Below are 18607 nucleotides of genomic sequence, written 5' to 3'. Positions count from 1 at the left end.
CGAGTTCGGTGTACTGGGGCGCAAAGCGCCCCGGGGGTGGGTCAGACGCTCATCATCAGGAACTCACGCTCCCAGGAGCTGATGACCCGCTTGTAGTTCTCGTGCTCGGCACGCTTGACGGCCACATAGCCCTGGACGAACTGCTTGCCCAGGTACTTCTGCACGGTCTCGCAGTCTTCCATGTGCTGCAGGGCGTCTTCGATGGTGATCGGCAGGCGCAGGTTGCGCCGCTCGTAGGCACGGCCCTGTACGGGTGCACTGGGGTCAAGCTGCTCGACCATGCCCAGGTAGCCGCACAGCAGGCTGGCAGCGATGGCCAGGTAAGGGTTGGCGTCGGCGCCCGGCAGGCGGTTTTCCACCCGCATTGCCTCTGGGCTGGAGGTAGGCACGCGCAGCCCGGCGGTGCGGTTTTCTTCACCCCACTCGACGTTCACCGGTGCCGAGGTGTCTGGCAGGAAGCGGCGGAACGAGTTGACGTTGGGCGCGAACATCGGCAGCAGCTTGGGGATGTACTTCTGCAAACCGCCGATGTGGTGCAGGAACAGCTGGCTCATGCTGCCGTCTTCATTGGCGAAGATTGGCTTGCCGGTGGCGATGTCGACCACGCTCTGGTGCAGGTGCATGGCACTGCCCGGCTCGTCGGTGATCGGCTTGGCCATGAAGGTGGCGGCCACGTTGTGCTTGAGTGCAGCTTCGCGCATGGTGCGCTTGAACACGGTGATCTGGTCGGCCAGGTCCAGCGCGTCGCCGTGGCGGAAGTTGATCTCCATCTGCGCAGGGCCGTCTTCGTGGATCAGCGTGTCCAGGTCCAGGCCCTGGATCTCGCACCAGTCGTAGACATCCTCGAACAGCGGGTCGAATTCGTTGGCGGCATCGATCGAGAACGACTGGCGACCGCTTTCGGCACGGCCAGAACGCCCCAGCGGCACCTGCAATGGCAAGTCCGGGTCTTCACAGCGCTTGGTCAGGTAGAACTCCATCTCGGGCGCGACGATCGGCTGCCAGCCCTTGTCGGCGTAGAGCTTGAGCACTTTCTTCAGCACGTTGCGCGGCGACAGTTCGATGGGGTTACCTTGCTTGTCGAAGGTGTCGTGGATCACGATCGCGGTTGGCTCGATCGCCCACGGGATCTGGTACACGGCGGAGGGGTCGGGCCGGCAGACCATGTCGATGTCGGCGGCATCGAGCAGGTTGTAGTAGATGTCATCGTCAACGTAGTCGCCGGTGACCGTCTGCAGCAGCACGCTTTCGGGCAGGCGCATGCCACGCTCGTGGAGGAACTTGGCGGTGGGCGCGATCTTGCCGCGGGCGATGCCGGTCAGGTCGCTGATCACGCATTCGACTTCGGTGATGCGGTGTTCTTTCAGCCAGGTGTACAGCTGATCGAAGGGGGCGTTCATACAGACCTCTTGGTTGGGTTTTAGTGTGGGAGCAATGCTTCTCGCGAAAGCCATAGCAAGGCGAACAAGGCGTTGTACTTCCCAGGTGACGCACTGGAGACTATCTTGGTCGCAGCCCCCAGGGCCGATCTATCCATTTTCTTCGGCAAGCAATGCACCAAAAGAGTGCAATTAGGATCTCGCGTGACAACGCCCAATGCGCTGCAAGTCCAGGCCTTCCATACCACCGACGTCTCGGAGCAAGTGCGCGCTACCCCCGGCTGGCAGCAGCAATACCGGCAGATGTCGCCGGGGCATTTCAGCGGAGAGCTGCGCTGGCTGGGGATGGATGGCGTGGAAGTGTACGAGGAGCGACTGAATACTCGCGTAGAGCAGTTTTTCCGTGCGCCGAGCGGTTCACTGGCGTTCTGCTTCGACCGCAGCGAAAACAGCCTGTACCTGCTGAACGAGCAAAGCCGCAACATCTGGATCACCCCGGAGAACTACCAGGAAGTGGCAGTGGTGTTCGACCAAGCCTTCCTGGCCCGCCATGGGCTGGACCCGCAACGCCTCGAAGGGCTGTTCATGGTGCCGCTGGGCAGTGGGCAGAACGCGTTGTTTGGCAGTTGGCTGAGTGCCACATTGACCCGCCTCGGGCAGGCCGACTGCCCATTGCAGGGGCAGGCCCTGGCGGAACAACTGCTGGAGGATTGCCTGTTCATTCTCGATAACGCCAGCCAGCGCCTGCAGGGCATAGCCTTGGGGCGGCGGGACGAAGAACGGGCGATCATGCGCCGGGTCAGCGAGTGGGCGGCGGACTGCCCAGAAGAGACGTTGAACCTGGTGGAGCTGGCAGATGTTGCCGGGGTCTCGTTGCGCCAGTTGCAGCAGGCGTTCAAGGCATTTACCGGCATGCCGCCTGCGCAGTGGCTGCGCTTGCGCCGGCTGAATGGTGCGCGTCGCGATCTGTTACGCGATGGCAGGGCGACCGTGGCCGAGGTCGCGATGCGCTGGTCATTCTGGCATTTAGGAAGGTTTTCAGAGAGTTACCGGCAATTGTTCAAGGAGCTTCCGAGTGAGACCTTGAAGCGAAGCAGGGGCTAAGGTAGCAAAATAGCTGCTGGCCTCTTCGCGGGCTTGCCCGCTCCCACAGGGACCTGAGGCGATCCTGTGGAAGCGGGCGCGCCCGCCAGGAGGCCGGCCCAGCCAGCACTGAACTCAGCATCTCACGCCGAAAGTTGCTATCGTGCCGCCCTGATCCACACCGAGGTGCCGATGTTCTACCTGCCTTTGCCCAGCGACCAGGCCGACCGCCTCGCCAGCGAACCCAAAACCGACTTTTTCACCACTGCCAGCGTCCTCGAAGCCGCCGCAGTGTTGTTCGCGCAAAACCTGCCGCGCCAGCCCGCCACCGCCTCGGCCGACGCGCAAGAGCGCCGTTTCGCCGAAATCGTGCGCATCGCCAACGAAGTTGAAAGCGCCGCGCCTGGGCGCTTTCAAAGCCAGGTAGCGCAGCACTTCGATCGTGAAGCCTTTGCCATGGGCCTGGGCATGCTGGGCGAAAACGGCATTGCTCTGCTGTCGGCCGAGGTGCAGTACACGCTAGACGAACTGTTGGATACCGAAGGCCAGTGGAATTTCCAGTTCGCCGACACCTACCGCCAGCGGGCCACACCGCTGCATCCGGTGTACCTGCCGTCGCTGGCCAGCGACCTGATGCTCAGCGACCAGCAAAACCGCCTGCTGCGCGAGTTTCTCAGTGGTATCGACGAGTCAGTGGCGGTGCAGGGCTTTGCTGGCACTGGCAAGACCTTCCTGATTCACCAGTTCGCCCGCCTGCTGGAGCCACAGCGCACGTTGCTTCTGGCTTTGACCGAAAGCCAGTTGCGCGCCTTGCAGGCGCGGGTAAAGGACGCTGCCGCCTACACCGCGCTGACCTTCGGTCAGTTGGCTGACGAGCTGCTCAACCGCGACCTCACCAACAACGGCTGGCGTCTGCGCGACCCGTATCGCACCAAACTGTCATGGCGCCCGCAGAATGAGCAGGTTGTACGCTGGCTGGCCATCCCTGACATCGGCCCGCTCGCCGCGCGCGATGTGGTTGCCTTGTGCGTCCGCGCCGTGCGCACCTTCTGCCACAGTGCCGATACCCAGCTTCAGCTGCACCATTTGCCCTGGGCCGGGCCGGGTACCTCGCCGCTGGATCAGGAGGTACTGCTGGAAAAGGCGCGCCTGTATTGGCAAGAGCTGATTCGCCCGTCCGCGCGGGAAGTCCAGCTGCCGGTGCGCGACTACCACCGGGTCAAGTTGCTGTCGTTGACCGGTTATGTGATCGATAGCCGCTACACCCACGTGATCGTCGACGAGGCTCACGAGCTGTCGGCACCGATGCTTGCCGTGCTGGACCGCAGCCCGCAGTCGATCATTGCGCTGGGCGACGAGTTGCAGAACCTCAACGGCCTCAGCCCGCACCATGGCAGCTTCATCCGCCAACGTTACATCGACCATTCCCTGCGTGCCGGGCCGGCGATGGACAATGTGCTCAACCCGCTGATCCAGGCCCACCCGGCGGCGATCCAGGCGGCTTTCAGTGGTAGCGCCGAGCACTACACGCGGGTCAGTTTCTTCGATACGGTGACCGTGCCGGAACAGCCCACCGCGCTGATCGTCGATGACGAATGGGGGCTGTTTGGCTGGTTCCAGCGCCTGACGCACCAAAGTGTGCCGTTCGTATTGCTGAAAAGCGCGCGCAAGGACTTCGAGCTGTTCGTCGAGGACTGCATCGAGCTATACCGCTTTGGCACTCGACCGCGTCACCCGATGTTGTTCCGCTACGCCAGTTGGCAGGCGCTGGAGCAGGACAAGGGCGATGACAAGGCGTTTGTTGCCGTGGCCAACATGCTGCGCAAAGGCTATACGCCGGAGCATTTTGCCAAAGCCAAGAGCCGTTACCGCTGGGACAAGGCGCCCAAGTTGTTCCTGGGGCGGGTGCGGGATGTGAAAAACATGGAGTTCGCCCGGGTGATGGTGTCGCCGGAGCTGATGGTGGCGCCGCAGGTGGCGGGCAACCGCAATGAGCGGGCGCGGATGCTGGCGGGGCTGTATACCGCCTGTTCGCGGGCGCGGCATGAACTGATCGTGCCGGGGGGGATGCTGGACTGGGTCAAGGACCAGGTTCGGGATTGAGGCATCTGGGGCCGCAGAGCAGCCCCAGAAGTTTTGAATCAGTTACGGTCCAGCCACACCGTCTGGGCATTGGTGAACTCGCGCACCCCAAAGTGCGACAACTCACGCCCGAACCCGCTCTTCTTCACGCCGCCAAACGCCACGCGGGGGTCAGAAGCGCAGTAGCCGTTGATGAACACGCCACCGGTATCCAGTGCGGCAGTCATGCGCTCGGCCAGTGCATAGTCGGCGGTGTAGATGGTCGCGGCCAGGCCGAACTCGCTGTCGTTGGCCAGTTCTACCGCATGCTCGGCATCACGTGCAGTGATGATCGCGGCCACCGGCCCGAACAACTCCTGCTTGAATGCGGTCATTTGCGCGGTGACGTTGGCGAACACGGTCGGCGCATAGAAGTTGGCCACGCCTTCGACCTTGTTGCCGCCCAGCAGCAGGGTGGCGCCTTCGGCGAGGGTCGCCTGAACCTGGCCGTCCAGCTCGTCGCGCAGGTCGTAACGGGCCATCGGGCCGATGTAGGTGTCGTCTTCCAGTGGGTTGCCGACTTTCAGCTCGCGGGTTGCTTCAACGAACTTGCGCGTGAACTCCTCGACAATGCTGTCTTCCACGATCAGGCGCTTGGCCGCTGCGCAGACCTGGCCGGTGTTCTGGTAACGGCCAATGACTGCGGCCTTGACGGCGGCATCCAGGTCGGCGTCGGCCAGCACGATGAACGGGTCGGAGCCACCGAGCTCCAGTACACACTTCTTCAGTGCCGCACCGGCCTGGGCACCAATCGCCATGCCGGCACGCACGCTGCCGGTCAGGGTCACGGCGGCGATACGCGGGTCGTTGATGGCGCGGGTGACGCCATCCGGGGTCACGTTCAGCACTTCGAACACGCCATCCGGCAGGCCGGCTTCCTTGAACAGCTCGCCCAGCAGGTAGGCGCTGCCCATCACGTTCGGCGCGTGCTTGAGCACGTAGGTATTGCCTGCCAGGATCGCTGGCACGGCGCCGCGCAGTACCTGCCAGACCGGGAAGTTCCACGGCATCACGGCCAGGATCGGGCCGAGCGGGCGGTATTCGATACGGGCTTTTTCAACCTGGGTCGGCTCAGCGGCAAGCATGGCCGGGCCGTGTTCGGCATACCAGCGGCACAGGCCGACGCACTTGCTGACTTCGCCACGGGCCTGGGCAATCGGCTTGCCGATTTCGCGGCTGATCATCTGGGCAAAGGCTTCGGCCTTGGCTTCGAGGGTGCTGGCCAGGGCCAGCAGGTACTCGCTGCGCTGACCCAGCGACACTTGGCGCCACTGACCGTAGCCAACCTTGGCACGTTGCAGCGCCGCTTCCAGTGCGGCGTCGGTGTCGAACGGGTAGGCGCCGATCTGCTCGCCGCTGTACGGGTCGAGGGAGATGGCGTGGGTCAGGCTGCTGATCGCGCTCATGGCAGGACACTCTCGTTGTTGTTAATCAGTGAGGCCAGACTAGTGGGCTATGGCTTTAATGAAAACTGAATAATAATGAGCGAAACATTCACGTTTGGAGAAAGGCTGTGGACCTGGTGCAACTGGAGATCTTCAAGGCCGTGGCAGAGCAGGGCAGCATCAGTGCCGCCGCGCAGCACATCCATCGGGTGCCGTCCAACCTGACCACGCGCATCAAGCAACTGGAAGAAGACCTGGGCGTGGAGTTGTTCATTCGCGAGAAAAGCCGCCTGCGCCTGTCGCCTGCAGGTTGGAATTTTCTCGAATACACCCGGCGCATCCTCGACCTGGTGCACGAGGCGCGCCTGACCGTGGCCGGTGAAGACCCGCAGGGCACCTTTGCCCTCGGTTCGCTGGAAAGCACGGCAGCGGTGCGCATCCCGGCTTTGCTGGCGGCGTACAACCAGCGCTACCCCAAGGTAGACCTGGACCTGTCCACCGGGCCATCCGGGACCATGCTTGAAGGCGTGTTGTCTGGCCGGCTGGTGGCCGCGTTCGTCGACGGCCCGGTGCTGCACCCGACACTGGAAGGCATGCCGGTATTCGAAGAGGAAATGATGGTCATCGCGCCGCTCAACCATGCGCCAGTTACCCGCGCCCAGGATGTGAACGGTGAGAGCATCTACGCCTTCCGTGCCAACTGTTCGTATCGGCATCACTTCGAAAACTGGTTCGTCAAGGACCAGGCAGTGCCGGGCAAGATTCACGAGATGGAGTCGTACCATGGCATGTTGGCCTGCGTCAGCGCTGGCGCAGGCCTGGCCATGATGCCGCGCAGCATGCTCGACAATATGCCCGGGTGCAGCACGGTCAGTGCCTGGCCTATGTCGGAAGATTTTCGCTACCTGAAAACCTGGCTGGTCTGGCGGCGGGGCGCGGTATCACGCAGCCTGAGCATGTTCGTGAAACTGCTTGAGGAAGGGCGTACAACCTCTTGATCAGTATCTAAATTTACATTCGATTTATGGGTTAGTGCCGAATGTCACGATGACGACCATGCATCAGCCAGAACACCAATACCCCGGGAGGATCAAATAAGAGGTAAGCCATCCTCTAAAGGAGGGTCGTACCATGCGTAACCACCACTATGCCCTCGGCGCGGCGTTGCTTGTCACCCTGGCCATGCCATGGACCCTGGCTGCCGCTGCCGACCTCAATGCCCCCATCGACATGCAGGCCGTGCAGTTGCAACCGCAGGAACAGAACGGCGTGCGCTACTTGCAAGGCGGCATTGGCCAGGACGAAGCCAATGCGCTGCGCAAGACCACCGGCTATGACCTGCACGTAGAGCTTTCGACTGGCCCGGAAGGCAAGTTCCAGAGCGGTGCCACTGTCGACATCCAGAATGCCCAGGGCCAGCCCGTACTCAGCGTCACGGATGCCGGGCCGCTGCTGTATGTACAGTTGCCTCCCGGCAAGTACAAGGTCACTGGCAACGCCCAAGGTGAGACGGTGCAGCAATGGGTCACCGTGAACGGCAAGGCCGCCACGAACGTGAACCTGAACTGGCGTTGAGGGACAAACGGGCGGGAGTACAGATGTACTCCCGCCTGGACGGAGCGCATCCGCATGAGCCTGGAGCTTCAGCTGAAGATGCTGGACGAGCGGGGCTACGTGTTGCTCCCCGGTGTGCTCGACCCCCTGAGAATCGCCTTGTTGCGCTGCGCCATCGATGACCTGCAGCTGATTCACTGGGACTACCAGAGGCAGCTGGAACACTACATCTTGACTAGCTGACTTCGCCAATAGTGGCAATTCACTTTCAACTTTCTGATTATCTGGACAATAATCAGAAACTATTACTTCGTGTGACCGGCCTGGATGCGCCGGTCACCCAATAAAGATCGAGGGGCAAAAGCCCCCGCTTGCCGTGTAGACCATCAGGAGAGTCGTTGATGAAAACCCGTCTCGCAGCTTCGCTGGCCGCTGCAGTGCTGGCCTTTGCAGGGGCCAACCTGGCCCAGGCCGCGCAGGTGTCAGGCGCCGTAGGCGCCACTAGCCAAGGTGACATGACCTACCGTATCGGCCTGTCGTTCGACTGGGACAAGAAATGGCTGGAAAGCAGTACCGGCTATGTCACTGGTTACTGGGATGCAGCCTACACCTACTGGGAAGGTGGTGACGCCAGTGGTGCGCACTCGCTGTCATTCAGCCCGGTGTTCACCTATGAATTCAGTGGTTTCACCTACACGCCGTACATCGAGGCCGGTATTGGCCTGGCGGCGTTTTCCAAGACCGACGTGGGTGACCAGCGCATGGGGTCGGCGGTCAACTTCGAAGACCGCATCGGTTTCGGCCTGAAGCTGCCAGGGGATCAGAAAATCGGGATTCGCGCGATGCATTATTCCAATGCGGGGATCAAGCAGCCTAACGACGGGATCGAGTCCTACTCGCTGTTCTACAGCAAGGGTTTCTGAAGCAGGGGGCCGCATGGTGGCCCCAGCCTTTCAGAACGTATAGGAAACCCCGGCCTGCACCGTCCGGGGTGCTCCCGGGTAGGCGTAGGTGTTGAACGCACCTTCGTCATATTCCTTGTTGAACAGGTTTTTCACGTCCAGGTTCAGGCGTACGTGCTCATTGAGCTGGTAGAAGCTCAGCAGGTCAACCACAGTGTACTGGTCCATGTTGTAGGTGACCGCCTCGGTCTGGCCATTACGGTCATCCACGTACTTCACGCCAATACCCAGGCCCAGGCCTTTGGCGAAGCCATCCTGGAATTCATAGGTGTTGAGCAGGCTGAAGCTGTTACGTGGAATGTTTGCCAGGCGGGTGCCGCTGGGCAAGCGGTTGTCCTTGGTAACTTCGGCATCGACATAAGCGTAGCCGCCGATTACCCGCCACTCTGGCGTGATGTTGCCAGCAATGTTGATGTCCAGGCCGCGGCTGCGCACCTGGCCAGCGGCGACATTGTAGTTGGGGTCCACCGGGTCGCGCGTCAGTACGTTTTCCTTGACGATATGGTAGACCGCTGCGTCCACGCTCAGCTGGCGATCGAGCGCTTCCCATTTCACGCCCAGTTCGTAGCTTTTGCCCTTCTCAGGGTCAAAACCACCCCCCGTCGCACCTGCAGGCGCACCGCTGTTGGGCTTGAATGAACGTGCAGTGTTGGCATACACCGCCACGGTGTCGGTCAGGTCGTACAGCAGGCCGAAACGTGGAGTAACGCCGTTTTCGCCCTTGCTGAAGTCACCCGCTGCGCTGAGCTTGTTGACATAGTCATGCTCGAAGCGCTCGAAACGCACGCCGGCCAGGGCCTTCAGACGCTCGGTCAGGGCCACCTGGTCCTGGACGAAGAATGCCCAGGTCTTGAGGTTTTCCTTGTCGTGGGTGGTGGTACGGGTCAGGGCAGGGCGCGCCTGGCCCAGCGCCGGGTCGAAGATATCGATCGGGTAGGCGGTGGCGCCTGCTGCGGAGCGCTGGATAATCGAGTTGTAGTCGTAGTCTTCGTACTCGACACCGGTCAGCAGCGTGTGGGCGAAACCGCCGGTGTCGAAGTGGCCGGTCAGGTTGAGCTGGTAATCACGGTCGGTCCACTCCAGCTTGCGGTAGTTGAAGTTGCGCCCCAAGGTGCGGCCGTCGGGCTGCAAGCCATTGGCTTCCACGGCATTGCCTTTGAGCGAGCCGTCCAGCCACTGCATGCCGCCGCCCAAGGACCAGTTGTCGTTGAGCAGGTGCTCGAAGCGTAACTGGGCCATGTTGTTGTCGTTGTGCAGCAGATTGTCGCTGCCTTTTTCCCAGATGTTGGTGTCGCGTGAGGCTGTGCCGAGCTGACCGGGCAGGCGTGTCAGGCCGCGATCCAGCGGGTGGTTGTTACGCATGAAGTCGCCTTCAAAGATGATCCTTGTGGCGTCATTGACCTGCCAGCTGATGACCGGTGCGACATCATAGCGCTCGCTTTCCACGTCATCGCGGAAGCTCTCACCACCTTCGCCCAGCACGTTCAGGCGGTAGGCCAGCGAACCGTCCTGGTTCAGCGGCCCGGTCGCGTCCAGCGTTGCCCGGTGCATGCCTTGGTCATCGAACTGACTGCCCAGGGTGACCTTGGATTCCGGCAGTGGCTGTTTGCTGACCACGTTGAACGTGCCGCCGGGGTCGCCGCGGCCATACAGGCTGGTGGCCGGGCCACGGATCACTTCCAGGCGCTCGACGGTATTGGCGTCGGGGGCGTTAGGGTAGCCGCGATTGATCGGGAAGCCATTGCGGTAGAACTCGCCGGTAGTGAAACCCCGCACAGTGAAGGTGGTCAGGCCCTGGCCGCCAAAGTTGTTGGCACGGCCGACTCCGCCGGCGTAGTCCAGGCCGTCCTGCAGGCGCGTGGCGCCGGTGTCTTCCAGCACATCCTTGGGCACCACGCTGACCGATTGCGGCGTTTCGTGCAGCACCGTGTCGGTGCGGGTGGCACTGGCCGAGCGATTGGCTTTATAGCCGACGACCGGGCCATCGGCGCGTTCACTGTCGGCAGTACTGGTGATGCTCAGTGCCTGGAGTTCTATCTGGGCCGGTTCGCTGAGCGGTTCAGGCTCGGCCAAGGCCAGTGGGGAGACAGCATGGAGCACACAAAGCGAAACGAATGTGCGACGCATCGACGGTACGATCCTGAAGTAGGGCACTGAAGAAAAGGTGGACAAGCGCCGCGAAACTACTACGAATCATTATCAGATGCATTATTTTTAAGTGGCACTGGTGTGCCAGATACCAACAGGTGGACGCCGTGCCGGCCTCCTCGCGGCTCAAACCCCGCAGAGGCCGGCGCAGGCATACTGGCACTCAGCCAACGGCCTTGATCGCCAGCACATTGCACAGTGGGTGCTCCAGCACATGCGCCGTGGTGCCGCCCAGGTAGGTCTGCATGGCGTCATGCCGGTGGCTGCCCATCACGATCACATCCGCCCGGCTGTGGCCGACAAACTGGGCAATGGCCCTGATCGCTGCGCCTTCCAGGAAGTGCCGGCGCTCCAGCGGGACCTGGTGATGGTCACCCAGGCGATTGAACGCCGCACGCTGCGCAGTCCGGACGCTGCCATCGAAGCCGGGCATGGTCACGGTGCCGGCGCCGAAGTCGGCGATATGGGTCTTGGCCGCGTCGCACACATGCAGCAGGTGCAGCTCGCCGTTGCACTGCAGGGCCAAGGCACGGGCGCAGTTGATTACCTGCTCATCCAGGTGTTCGCCAGCACCGTGGCTGTTGAGGTCCACGGCGGCGGCAATCTGCCGGGGCAGGGGCAGGCGGATGTCGCTGACCAGGTGCACGGCAATCGGGCTGTCCTTGAGCAGCTGCCAATCAAGTGGGGTGACCAGCAGGCGTTTGAGCACCGGTTCGTGCTGCACGTCCTTGACCAGCAGGTCACAGCCTTGCTGTTCGACCCGTTCCAGCACGCTGCCCAGTGGGTCGCGGGTCAATAGTAATTCGGTGGACACGTCCAGGCCCGCATTGCCCAACTGTTCGGCCTCATCGGCCAGCCACTGGCGGTTGTCACTGAGCAGCCGCTCACGTTCGCGGCCATCGCCCATCAAGCCAAAGGTGTCGACATCGTCGACGAACACATTGATATCCAGCAGTGCACCGCTGGACTCAGCCAGCGCCGCCGCGCGTTGCAGCGCTGGCGTATGGCGCATCTGCGGGCCGAGCATGACAAACAAACGCTTGAACTGGCTCATCTCACACCTCCACGTGTGGCAGCCCCCCGGTTACCTGGTTCTGTTCAGTCTAGACCCGTGTGCGCCCGGTCAAACCGATCAGGCGTTTTCCACCTGCGCCTGCCTGAGTGCGGCTAGCGCCATGTGTCGGGTATGATGCGTGCCCCATCATTGTCACGAGGCCTGTCCCATGTCCCTGAGCGCTGAACAGATCGGCGAATTTTGCGCTTTCGCCGAGCAGTTGGCCGATGCTGCCGCAGTGGCGATCAAGCCATACTTTCGCGCCAGCCTGGATGTCGAGGACAAGGGCGGGCGCCTGTACGACCCAGTGACCGTGGCTGACAAGGCGGCCGAGGACGCCATGCGCGCGCTGATCCAGGCCCGCTACCCAGACCACGGTATTCTTGGTGAAGAGGCGGGCGTGGCCGTCGGCAGCAGCCCGTTGACCTGGGTGCTCGACCCGATCGACGGTACCCGTGCCTTCATCACCGGCCTGCCGCTGTGGGGCACGTTGATTGCCCTGAACGATGGCGCGCGCCCTGTGGTTGGCGTGATGAACCAGCCATTCACCGGTGAACGCTTTGTCGGTACCCCTGAAGGTGCCTGGCGCAGCGGTACGCCACTGAAAACCCGTGCCTGTGCCGACCTGGCTTCGGCCACGCTGATGTGCACCACGCCGGACATGTTCGATACCACCGAGCGCAAAACCGCGTTCGAGGCCGTTGCCGGCAAGGCGCGCCTGATGCGCTACGGCGGCGATTGCTATGCCTACTGCATGCTGGCCTCGGGCTTTGTCGACGTGATTGTCGAAGCGAGCCTGCAGCCGTATGACGTACAGGCACTGATGCCGATCATCGAAGGGGCGGGTGGGGTGATCACTGCCTGGGATGGCAGCAGTGCACAGAATGGCGGGTGCGTTGTGGCCTGTGGTGACCCGGCGCTGCATGCGCAGATGGTAGAGATGTTGCGCCACGCCATGTGAGCCACCTATCCCCGATCACTGCACTTTTTACGATTTCCGGGCTCTATGCTTGGCCAGGCTGCACTGACCCCCGGTGCGGCCGCCGAATATCGACCCGGTGCCGATGGTTGCAAGCTCCCCGAATTTCCTCCCACGCCTGCTGCTGGCAGGCGCGCTTACATGCCTGTGCGCCTGCACCCAGGAGCAAGGCCGCGATATTGTCAGCCAGTTCGGCAACGGCAAACCCAGTGAGTTGTTCCAGACCAGCGTTGACCGCCTGGCCACGCTATCGATGCGCGACAACCTGCAAAGCCTGTACCTGCTGATGAACAAGCTGTACCTGCGCAACCCCAACCAGTTGAAGATGTCGGGCTATGTGGACGCTGCCACGGCCGAGCGGCAGATCCGCATGGCTATCGAACATCGTCAGCCACTGCCGCAACTGGGCAACCGCCGTGACCTGGCGGCATTGAGCTACGCCCTGAGCCCGGAGTTTCGTGGTGATCGGGTGGGTGCTTTCATCTACGCCATCGGCAGCATGCTGATCACCGCGCATGGCGGGCGTACCGAGTTCTACATGACCGATACCATCGACCCGTTGTTCATCAACAATGCGGCGCGCAATATCGAAAAGGCCACCTGGATGCTCAGCCAGCGGCAGGACGCCAATGGGGTGTTGCTGCTGTTCTCCAACGAGATTTCGGAAGAGGGCAGCAACCTGAGTTTTGCCGTGGAGTTTGGCAAGATCGTTGCGCGGCTGGACCTGTTAGCCGAGTTGCTGGATGAACGTTATCGGCGGATTGGTTTGAATTACGCGCAAAGCCTGTTGCTGATGAACTTTTTGCCGGTGCAGTGAACCGTAGCCGTAGCGCAGGCCCTTGTAGGAGCGGCCTTGTGCCGCGAAAGGGGCGCGCAGCGGCCCCAGGATTTCAGCCACCCAAGGCCAGGTTCAGAGCAGCGCCTGTATCGCCTGCCGGTAACGCTGCCCGGCCAGGCTCATGCTGTTGTTATGGGTCGCCCCCGGCACCAGCAGCAATGTCTTGGGCTGCCGGGCCGCGTCGAACAGCTGCTGGCTGAAGCGCGGCGGTACGAACCGGTCATCCATCCCATGCACCAGCAGCACCGGCAGGCCGATGTCGCTGATCTTGTCCAGCGAGTCGAACTTCTGCGACATCAACCAGCGCACCGGGAGGGAGGTATTGGCCACCGCTGCGGCGACATCGCCCAGGGAGGTGAAGGTCGACTCAAGGATCAGCCCGCGTGCCGGCGCCCCAACACCGCTTTGCTGCGCTTCACGTGTCAGTTCGCTGGCCAGTTCCACCGCCACCGCGCCGCCCAGCGAATGACCGAATATCAGGCGTTTTCCGGCATCCGGCTGCAGCTGGGCAAAGCGCTCCCACGCAATGCGGGCATCTTCGTACACCGTGGCCTCGGATGGCAGGTCGCCCCGGCTCTGGCCAAAGCCACGGTAATCCACGGCCAGCACCGAGTAGCCCATGGCATGCAGCTGCTCGATGCGGAACAATTGCCCGGTCAGGTTCCAGCGCACACCGTGCAGGTAGAGCACCGCCGGGGCATTGGCGCGCTTGGCTGGCCACCACCAGGCGTGCAGGCTCTGGTTATCGCTGAAGCTGCGCGGGCGCAGGTCGAGTTCCTGCACGTCGCTGGGCAAACCGCGGAACCAGCTGGCTTGGCCAGGCTCGATGCGGAACACCAGCTCGCGCTCCTTGTGCTGCAGCATGGCGCAGCTGGAGGGTAGGCCAATGACCAGCAAGGTGGCGCACAACCAGGTGAGCCAGCGGCGGCGCAGGTGGGTAAGGAAGAGGGTAGGCATGTGCGCTTTCTAGCAGAAGCACTGTGCCGGGTGTTGAAAAAGTGACCGAATGGCAGGGTGGTTTGATTGCAAGCTATTTCTTGAAGAACAGGAATATTACCGGTCTCGCGCGGGTTTATTCCCGAAGCGGTCGGTACAGGGACATACTGTTCGATAAACGAACGCCAGCTCCATCTGGCTTGTCCGCTATCCGCCCATCCAATCCCGTCGCCGCATTGCTCAACCCCCGCCATTTTGCTGTAGTGTGCCCATCCACCGGTTGTCGCCTGCCCCCGGCTATCCGCCACCGGCCCGATAGAATGACCGTGACGACCGCAACCACCGCCCACAAGGCCGTAGGAAGCGGCGACCAGAACAATAACGATACCGAGTGCCTTGCCTATGGAAAGCCGCCTGCTGAGCGAGCGCAGTAGCGTGTTTCACCACGCCGACCCTTATGCTGTGTCCGATTATGTGAACCAGCATGTAGGCCAGCATTGCATCGGACTGTCCCGCACCACCCACCCCCAGGCCAGCCTCAGCCACCGCAAGTTCGCCGAGCTCGACCTGTGCCGCATCAGCTACGGGGGCAGCGTGCGCGTTACCTCGCCGGCGCTGGAAACCATCTATCACCTGCAAGTGTTGCTCAACGGCAACTGCCTGTGGCGTGGGTATAAGCACGAGCAGCATCTGGTGCCGGGCGAGTTGCTGCTGATCAACCCGGATGATCCGGTTGACCTGACCTATTCGGAAGACTGCGAGAAGTTCATCCTCAAGGTGCCAACACGGCTGCTGGATTCGATCTGCGACGAACAGCGCTGGCAGCGGCCTGACGGGGGGGTGCGGTTCTTGCGCAATCATTACCGGCTGGATGAACTGGACGGGTTCGTCAACCTGCTGGCCATGGTTTGCCATGAAGCGGAAGTGAGCGATTCGCTGCCCAGGGTGCAGGGGCACTACAGCCAGATTGTCGCCAGCAAGTTGCTGACCCTGATGAGCACCAATATCCGCCGCGAAAGCCTGAGCGCACCGCAGGCCGGGCTAGAGCGCATTCTTGATTACATCGAACGCAACCTGAAACTGGAGCTGTCCGCAGAAGTGCTGGCGGAGCAGGCCTGTATGAGTTTGCGTTCGCTGTATGCGCTGTTTGAACAGCACCTTAGCACCACGCCCAAACATTACGTGCGCCAGCGCAAGCTTGAGCGGGTGCATGCGTGCCTGAGCGACCCGACTTGCGGTGTGCGCAGTGTGACCGAACTTGCCCTGGATTACGGCTTCCTTCATTTAGGTCGGTTTTCCGAGGTGTATCGGCAGCAATTTGGCGAGTTGCCTTCGCAGACGTTCAAGCGTCGGGGTGAGGCGCGCTAACGAGGCCACCTGATATTTCTGCCAGTTGCTGGCATTTCATGCACAGCCCACCATCTGCCTTATTTCGGGTAAAGGGTGGTCACCATGTCGACATCGCAAATTTCTTATTGTGCACTGCGCTACACCGTTTATGGGCGGGATGGCGGCGAGCAATGCGCATCTGTGCTGCGCTTCAATGGGCAGAGTAAAGAACCTGTTACAGGGCACTACTTGCTTGGGAACGGATATCGCGGCTTCAATTCAGCCTTGATGCGTTTCAATTCGCCGGATAGCTTTAGTCCTTTTGGTGACGGGGGGCTCAACGCCTATTGCTATTGCGGGGGCGACCCGGTGAACAAAATTGACCCCAGCGGTCACGCGGGGATTGAGCTCAATAGCTTCGTGAATGGCGGTCTATTCACAAAGCGCTGGGGGCTTCGCACGCTCGCATCGATGGTCGCCGGTCAAAGCTCAAAAGCTCCAGCATTGAAAACCTTGAGTGTGAAGAAGGCTCTCTCTGAAATCGACGCTAGTCTGCAGGGAAGGATGAAGAAGGTGGAGCGATATGAGTCTTGGCAGCCGCGCGACGTACAACGACTAGAAAACGCTTCTTTTTGGCTTTACGGAAGGGCCAATCGGTTTGAGTTGGCAAAAAAAAATTTTGATGCCGGAAATTTCCCATTAGAAGCTCAAGCAGCGTATGAGACCTGGCATGAGATTTTAGCTGTAAAAAAATGGGTCGATTCTAAGCTGATTAAGATCAGGCCAATGGTAGAACGCAAGAAATTATTCGAAGTGCTGCCGTTTCCTCCCGAGAATATGCCGAGAATTCGTAGAGGTGGATAGCACTCTGCACAATCCGGATAGCCCCCCGCCAGTCGTCTCCCTAACCTGACCAGGTCTAAACAATAACAAGGGAGACCCTGGCCATGTCCGTGGGATTCGACTACCTCAATGCCATGCTCGAGGACGACCGTGAAAAGGGCATCTACCGCTGCAAGCGCGAGATGTTCACCGACCCACGCCTGTTCGACCTGGAAATGAAACACATCTTCGAGGGCAACTGGATCTACCTGGCCCACGAAAGCCAGATCCCCGAGAAGAACGATTTCCTCACCCTGACCATGGGGCGCCAGCCGATTTTCATCGCGCGCAACAAGGACGGTGAGCTCAATGCCTTCCTCAACGCCTGCAGCCACCGCGGTGCCATGCTGTGTCGGCACAAGCGCGGCAACCGCTCCAGCTATACCTGCCCGTTCCACGGCTGGACGTTCAACAACAGCGGCAAGCTGCTGAAGGTGAAAGACCCGAGCAACGCCGGCTACCCCGACAGCTTCAACTGCGACGGCTCCCACGACCTGACCAAGGTGGCGCGCTTCGAGTCGTACCGGGGCTTTTTGTTTGGCAGCCTGAATGCCGATGTAAAGCCACTGGTGGAGCACTTGGGCGAATCGGCCAAGATCATCGACATGATCGTTGACCAGTCGCCTGAGGGCCTGGAAGTGCTGCGTGGCGCCAGCTCGTACATTTACGAAGGCAACTGGAAGCTCACCGCCGAAAACGGCGCTGACGGCTACCACGTCAGCTCCGTGCACTGGAACTACGCCGCTACCCAGAACCAGCGCAAGCAGCGCGAGGCGGGCGACGAGATCAAGACCATGAGCGCCGGTGCCTGGGCCAAGCAGGGTGGAGGCTTCTACTCCTTCGACCACGGCCACTTGCTGCTGTGGACCCGTTGGGCCAACCCGGAAGACCGCCCGGCCTATGAGCGCCGCGACCAGCTGGCTGCCGACTACGGCCAGGCGCGTGCCGACTGGATGATCGAGAACTCGCGCAACCTGTGCCTGTACCCGAACGTGTACCTGATGGACCAGTTCAGCTCGCAGATCCGCGTTGCCCGGCCGATTTCGGTGAACAAGACCGAAATCACCATTTACTGCATCGCCCCCAAAGGCGAGAGCGCCGATGCCCGCGCCAAGCGCATCCGCCAGTACGAAGACTTCTTCAACGTCAGCGGCATGGCCACCCCGGACGACCTGGAAGAGTTCCGCTCGTGCCAGACCGGCTATGGCGGCGGCACTGGCTGGAACGACATGTCCCGTGGCGCCAAGCACTGGGTCGAAGGCGCCGATGAGGCAGCCAGGGAGATTGACCTCGAACCCCTGCTGTCTGGCGTGCGTACCGAAGACGAAGGCCTGTTCGTGCTGCAGCACAAGTACTGGCAGGACACCATGATCCAGGCCCTCAAGGACGAACAGCAGCTGATCCCTGTGGAGGCCGTGCAATGAGCCTGTATGAAACCGTGCGCGACTTCCTCTACCGCGAAGCGCGCTACCTGGACGACGCCCAGTGGGACCAGTGGCTGGAACTGTACGCCAGCGATGCCAGCTTCTGGATGCCGAGCTGGGACGATGACGACACCCTCACCGAAGACCCACAAAGCGAAATCTCGCTGATCTGGTACGGCAACCGTGGCGGCCTGGAAGACCGCGTGTTCCGCATCAAGACCGAGCGCTCCAGTGCGACCGTGCCTGATACCCGCACTTCGCACAATATCAGCAACATCGAGATCGTCGAGCAGGGCGAGGGCAGCTGCCAGGTGCGTTTCAACTGGCACACCCTGAGCTTCCGCTACAAGACCACGGACAGTTACTTCGGCACCAGCTTCTACACCCTCGACCTGCGCGGCGAACAGCCGCTGATCAAGGCCAAGAAGGTGGTGCTGAAGAACGACTACGTGCGCCAGGTCATCGACATCTACCACATCTGATACAGGTTTTTGCGAGTACTGCCCGGTGCGTCCTGCGACGCGCCGTGGGCC

Annotated in this window: 16 protein-coding genes and 1 pseudogene; 12 read left to right on the top strand and 5 right to left on the bottom strand. The window is 61.5% G+C overall.

All coding sequences use genetic code 11. From position 1 onward, the window contains the following. Nucleotides 1–41 precede the first annotated feature (41 nt). Complete coding sequence (locus SB756_RS21000; RefSeq protein ID WP_410911706.1) at nucleotides 42–1400, bottom strand: glutamine synthetase family protein; 1359 nt, start codon at nucleotides 1398–1400, stop codon at nucleotides 42–44. A 183-nt stretch (nucleotides 1401–1583) separates the two neighbouring features. On the opposite strand from SB756_RS21000, the gene SB756_RS20995 reads away from it, so the two are divergent. Together SB756_RS20995 and SB756_RS20990 are read left to right on the top strand one after the other, a co-directional pair. Then, the gene (locus SB756_RS20995; RefSeq protein ID WP_410911704.1) at nucleotides 1584–2483 is read left to right on the top strand and encodes a helix-turn-helix domain-containing protein; all 900 of its coding nucleotides are present in this window, start codon (nucleotides 1584–1586) and stop codon (nucleotides 2481–2483) included. A 171-nt stretch (nucleotides 2484–2654) separates the two neighbouring features. Continuing rightward, nucleotides 2655–4565 (top strand): AAA family ATPase, encoded by a 1911-nt coding sequence (locus tag SB756_RS20990; RefSeq protein ID WP_156858919.1) that lies wholly within the window; start codon nucleotides 2655–2657, stop codon nucleotides 4563–4565. A gap of 38 nt (nucleotides 4566–4603) precedes the next feature. On the opposite strand, the gene SB756_RS20985 is transcribed toward SB756_RS20990, so the two are convergent. Continuing rightward, entirely contained in the window at nucleotides 4604–5989 is a 1386-nt protein-coding gene (locus SB756_RS20985; RefSeq protein WP_410911702.1) for an aldehyde dehydrogenase family protein, read from the bottom strand. A gap of 107 nt (nucleotides 5990–6096) precedes the next feature. Between SB756_RS20985 and ptrR the strand changes: the two genes are divergently transcribed. From ptrR to SB756_RS20965, 4 genes are all read left to right on the top strand, one after another. After that, nucleotides 6097–6966, top strand: a complete 870-nt coding sequence (ptrR, locus tag SB756_RS20980; RefSeq protein ID WP_016499597.1) for a putrescine utilization regulator PtrR — start codon at nucleotides 6097–6099, stop codon at nucleotides 6964–6966. Nucleotides 6967–7099: 133 nt separating this feature from the next. Further along, nucleotides 7100–7543 (top strand): carboxypeptidase regulatory-like domain-containing protein, encoded by a 444-nt coding sequence (locus SB756_RS20975; protein WP_341798838.1) that lies wholly within the window; start codon nucleotides 7100–7102, stop codon nucleotides 7541–7543. Nucleotides 7544–7597: 54 nt separating this feature from the next. Next, a complete protein-coding gene (locus SB756_RS20970; RefSeq protein ID WP_410911700.1) occupies nucleotides 7598–7765 on the top strand; it encodes a hypothetical protein in 168 nt (55 codons plus the stop codon). A gap of 158 nt (nucleotides 7766–7923) precedes the next feature. Then, nucleotides 7924–8445 carry an acyloxyacyl hydrolase gene (locus SB756_RS20965; RefSeq protein WP_341798839.1) on the top strand — a complete coding sequence of 174 codons (522 nt, stop codon included), beginning with the start codon at nucleotides 7924–7926 and terminating at the stop codon, nucleotides 8443–8445. 30 nt (nucleotides 8446–8475) lie between these two features. On the opposite strand, the gene SB756_RS20960 is transcribed toward SB756_RS20965, so the two are convergent. Together SB756_RS20960 and SB756_RS20955 are read right to left on the bottom strand one after the other, a co-directional pair. After that, nucleotides 8476–10611: a TonB-dependent siderophore receptor gene (locus SB756_RS20960; protein ID WP_341798840.1), complete on the bottom strand. Its 2136-nt coding sequence runs from the start codon at nucleotides 10609–10611 to the stop codon at nucleotides 8476–8478. Nucleotides 10612–10795: 184 nt separating this feature from the next. Next, the gene (locus tag SB756_RS20955; protein WP_229608912.1) at nucleotides 10796–11686 is read right to left on the bottom strand and encodes a universal stress protein; all 891 of its coding nucleotides are present in this window, start codon (nucleotides 11684–11686) and stop codon (nucleotides 10796–10798) included. A gap of 169 nt (nucleotides 11687–11855) precedes the next feature. Here SB756_RS20955 and hisN point away from each other — a divergent pair, with 169 nt between their 5' ends. Both hisN and SB756_RS20945 read left to right on the top strand, forming a co-directional pair. Next, on the top strand, nucleotides 11856–12647 hold the full coding sequence (hisN, locus tag SB756_RS20950) for a histidinol-phosphatase (RefSeq protein ID WP_341798842.1): 792 nt from the start codon (nucleotides 11856–11858) through the stop codon (nucleotides 12645–12647). Nucleotides 12648–12750: 103 nt separating this feature from the next. After that, nucleotides 12751–13482 (top strand): hypothetical protein, encoded by a 732-nt coding sequence (locus tag SB756_RS20945; RefSeq protein ID WP_341798843.1) that lies wholly within the window; start codon nucleotides 12751–12753, stop codon nucleotides 13480–13482. A 93-nt stretch (nucleotides 13483–13575) separates the two neighbouring features. Here the strand turns inward: SB756_RS20945 and SB756_RS20940 are convergent, their stop codons facing one another. Beyond that, nucleotides 13576–14460, bottom strand: coding sequence for an alpha/beta hydrolase (locus SB756_RS20940; protein WP_341798844.1), 885 nt, complete (start codon nucleotides 14458–14460; stop codon nucleotides 13576–13578). Between the two features lie 381 nt (nucleotides 14461–14841). On the opposite strand from SB756_RS20940, the gene benR reads away from it, so the two are divergent. The 4 genes and pseudogenes from benR to benB all read left to right on the top strand — a co-directional run bounded on the left by benR (nucleotide 14842) and on the right by benB (nucleotide 18556). Beyond that, a complete protein-coding gene (gene benR / locus SB756_RS20935; protein ID WP_341798845.1) occupies nucleotides 14842–15807 on the top strand; it encodes a benABC operon transcriptional activator BenR in 966 nt (321 codons plus the stop codon). A 111-nt stretch (nucleotides 15808–15918) separates the two neighbouring features. Continuing rightward, nucleotides 15919–16173: pseudogene (locus tag SB756_RS20930) on the top strand (RHS repeat-associated core domain-containing protein); the annotation flags it as partial. A 542-nt stretch (nucleotides 16174–16715) separates the two neighbouring features. Continuing rightward, nucleotides 16716–18074: a benzoate 1,2-dioxygenase large subunit gene (gene benA, locus SB756_RS20925; protein ID WP_341798846.1), complete on the top strand. Its 1359-nt coding sequence runs from the start codon at nucleotides 16716–16718 to the stop codon at nucleotides 18072–18074. Continuing rightward, on the top strand, nucleotides 18071–18556 hold the full coding sequence (gene benB, locus SB756_RS20920) for a benzoate 1,2-dioxygenase small subunit (protein WP_004374327.1): 486 nt from the start codon (nucleotides 18071–18073) through the stop codon (nucleotides 18554–18556). Before benA ends, benB begins: the two co-directional genes overlap by 4 nt. Nucleotides 18557–18607: the final 51 nt, after the last annotated feature.

The sequence above is a fragment of the Pseudomonas sp. SIMBA_068 genome (assembly GCF_046534705.1).
Taxonomy (GTDB): domain Bacteria; phylum Pseudomonadota; class Gammaproteobacteria; order Pseudomonadales; family Pseudomonadaceae; genus Aquipseudomonas; species Aquipseudomonas putida.
Note: the sequence above shows the minus strand (reverse complement) of the source record. Positions and strands in the feature narration are given on the sequence as shown.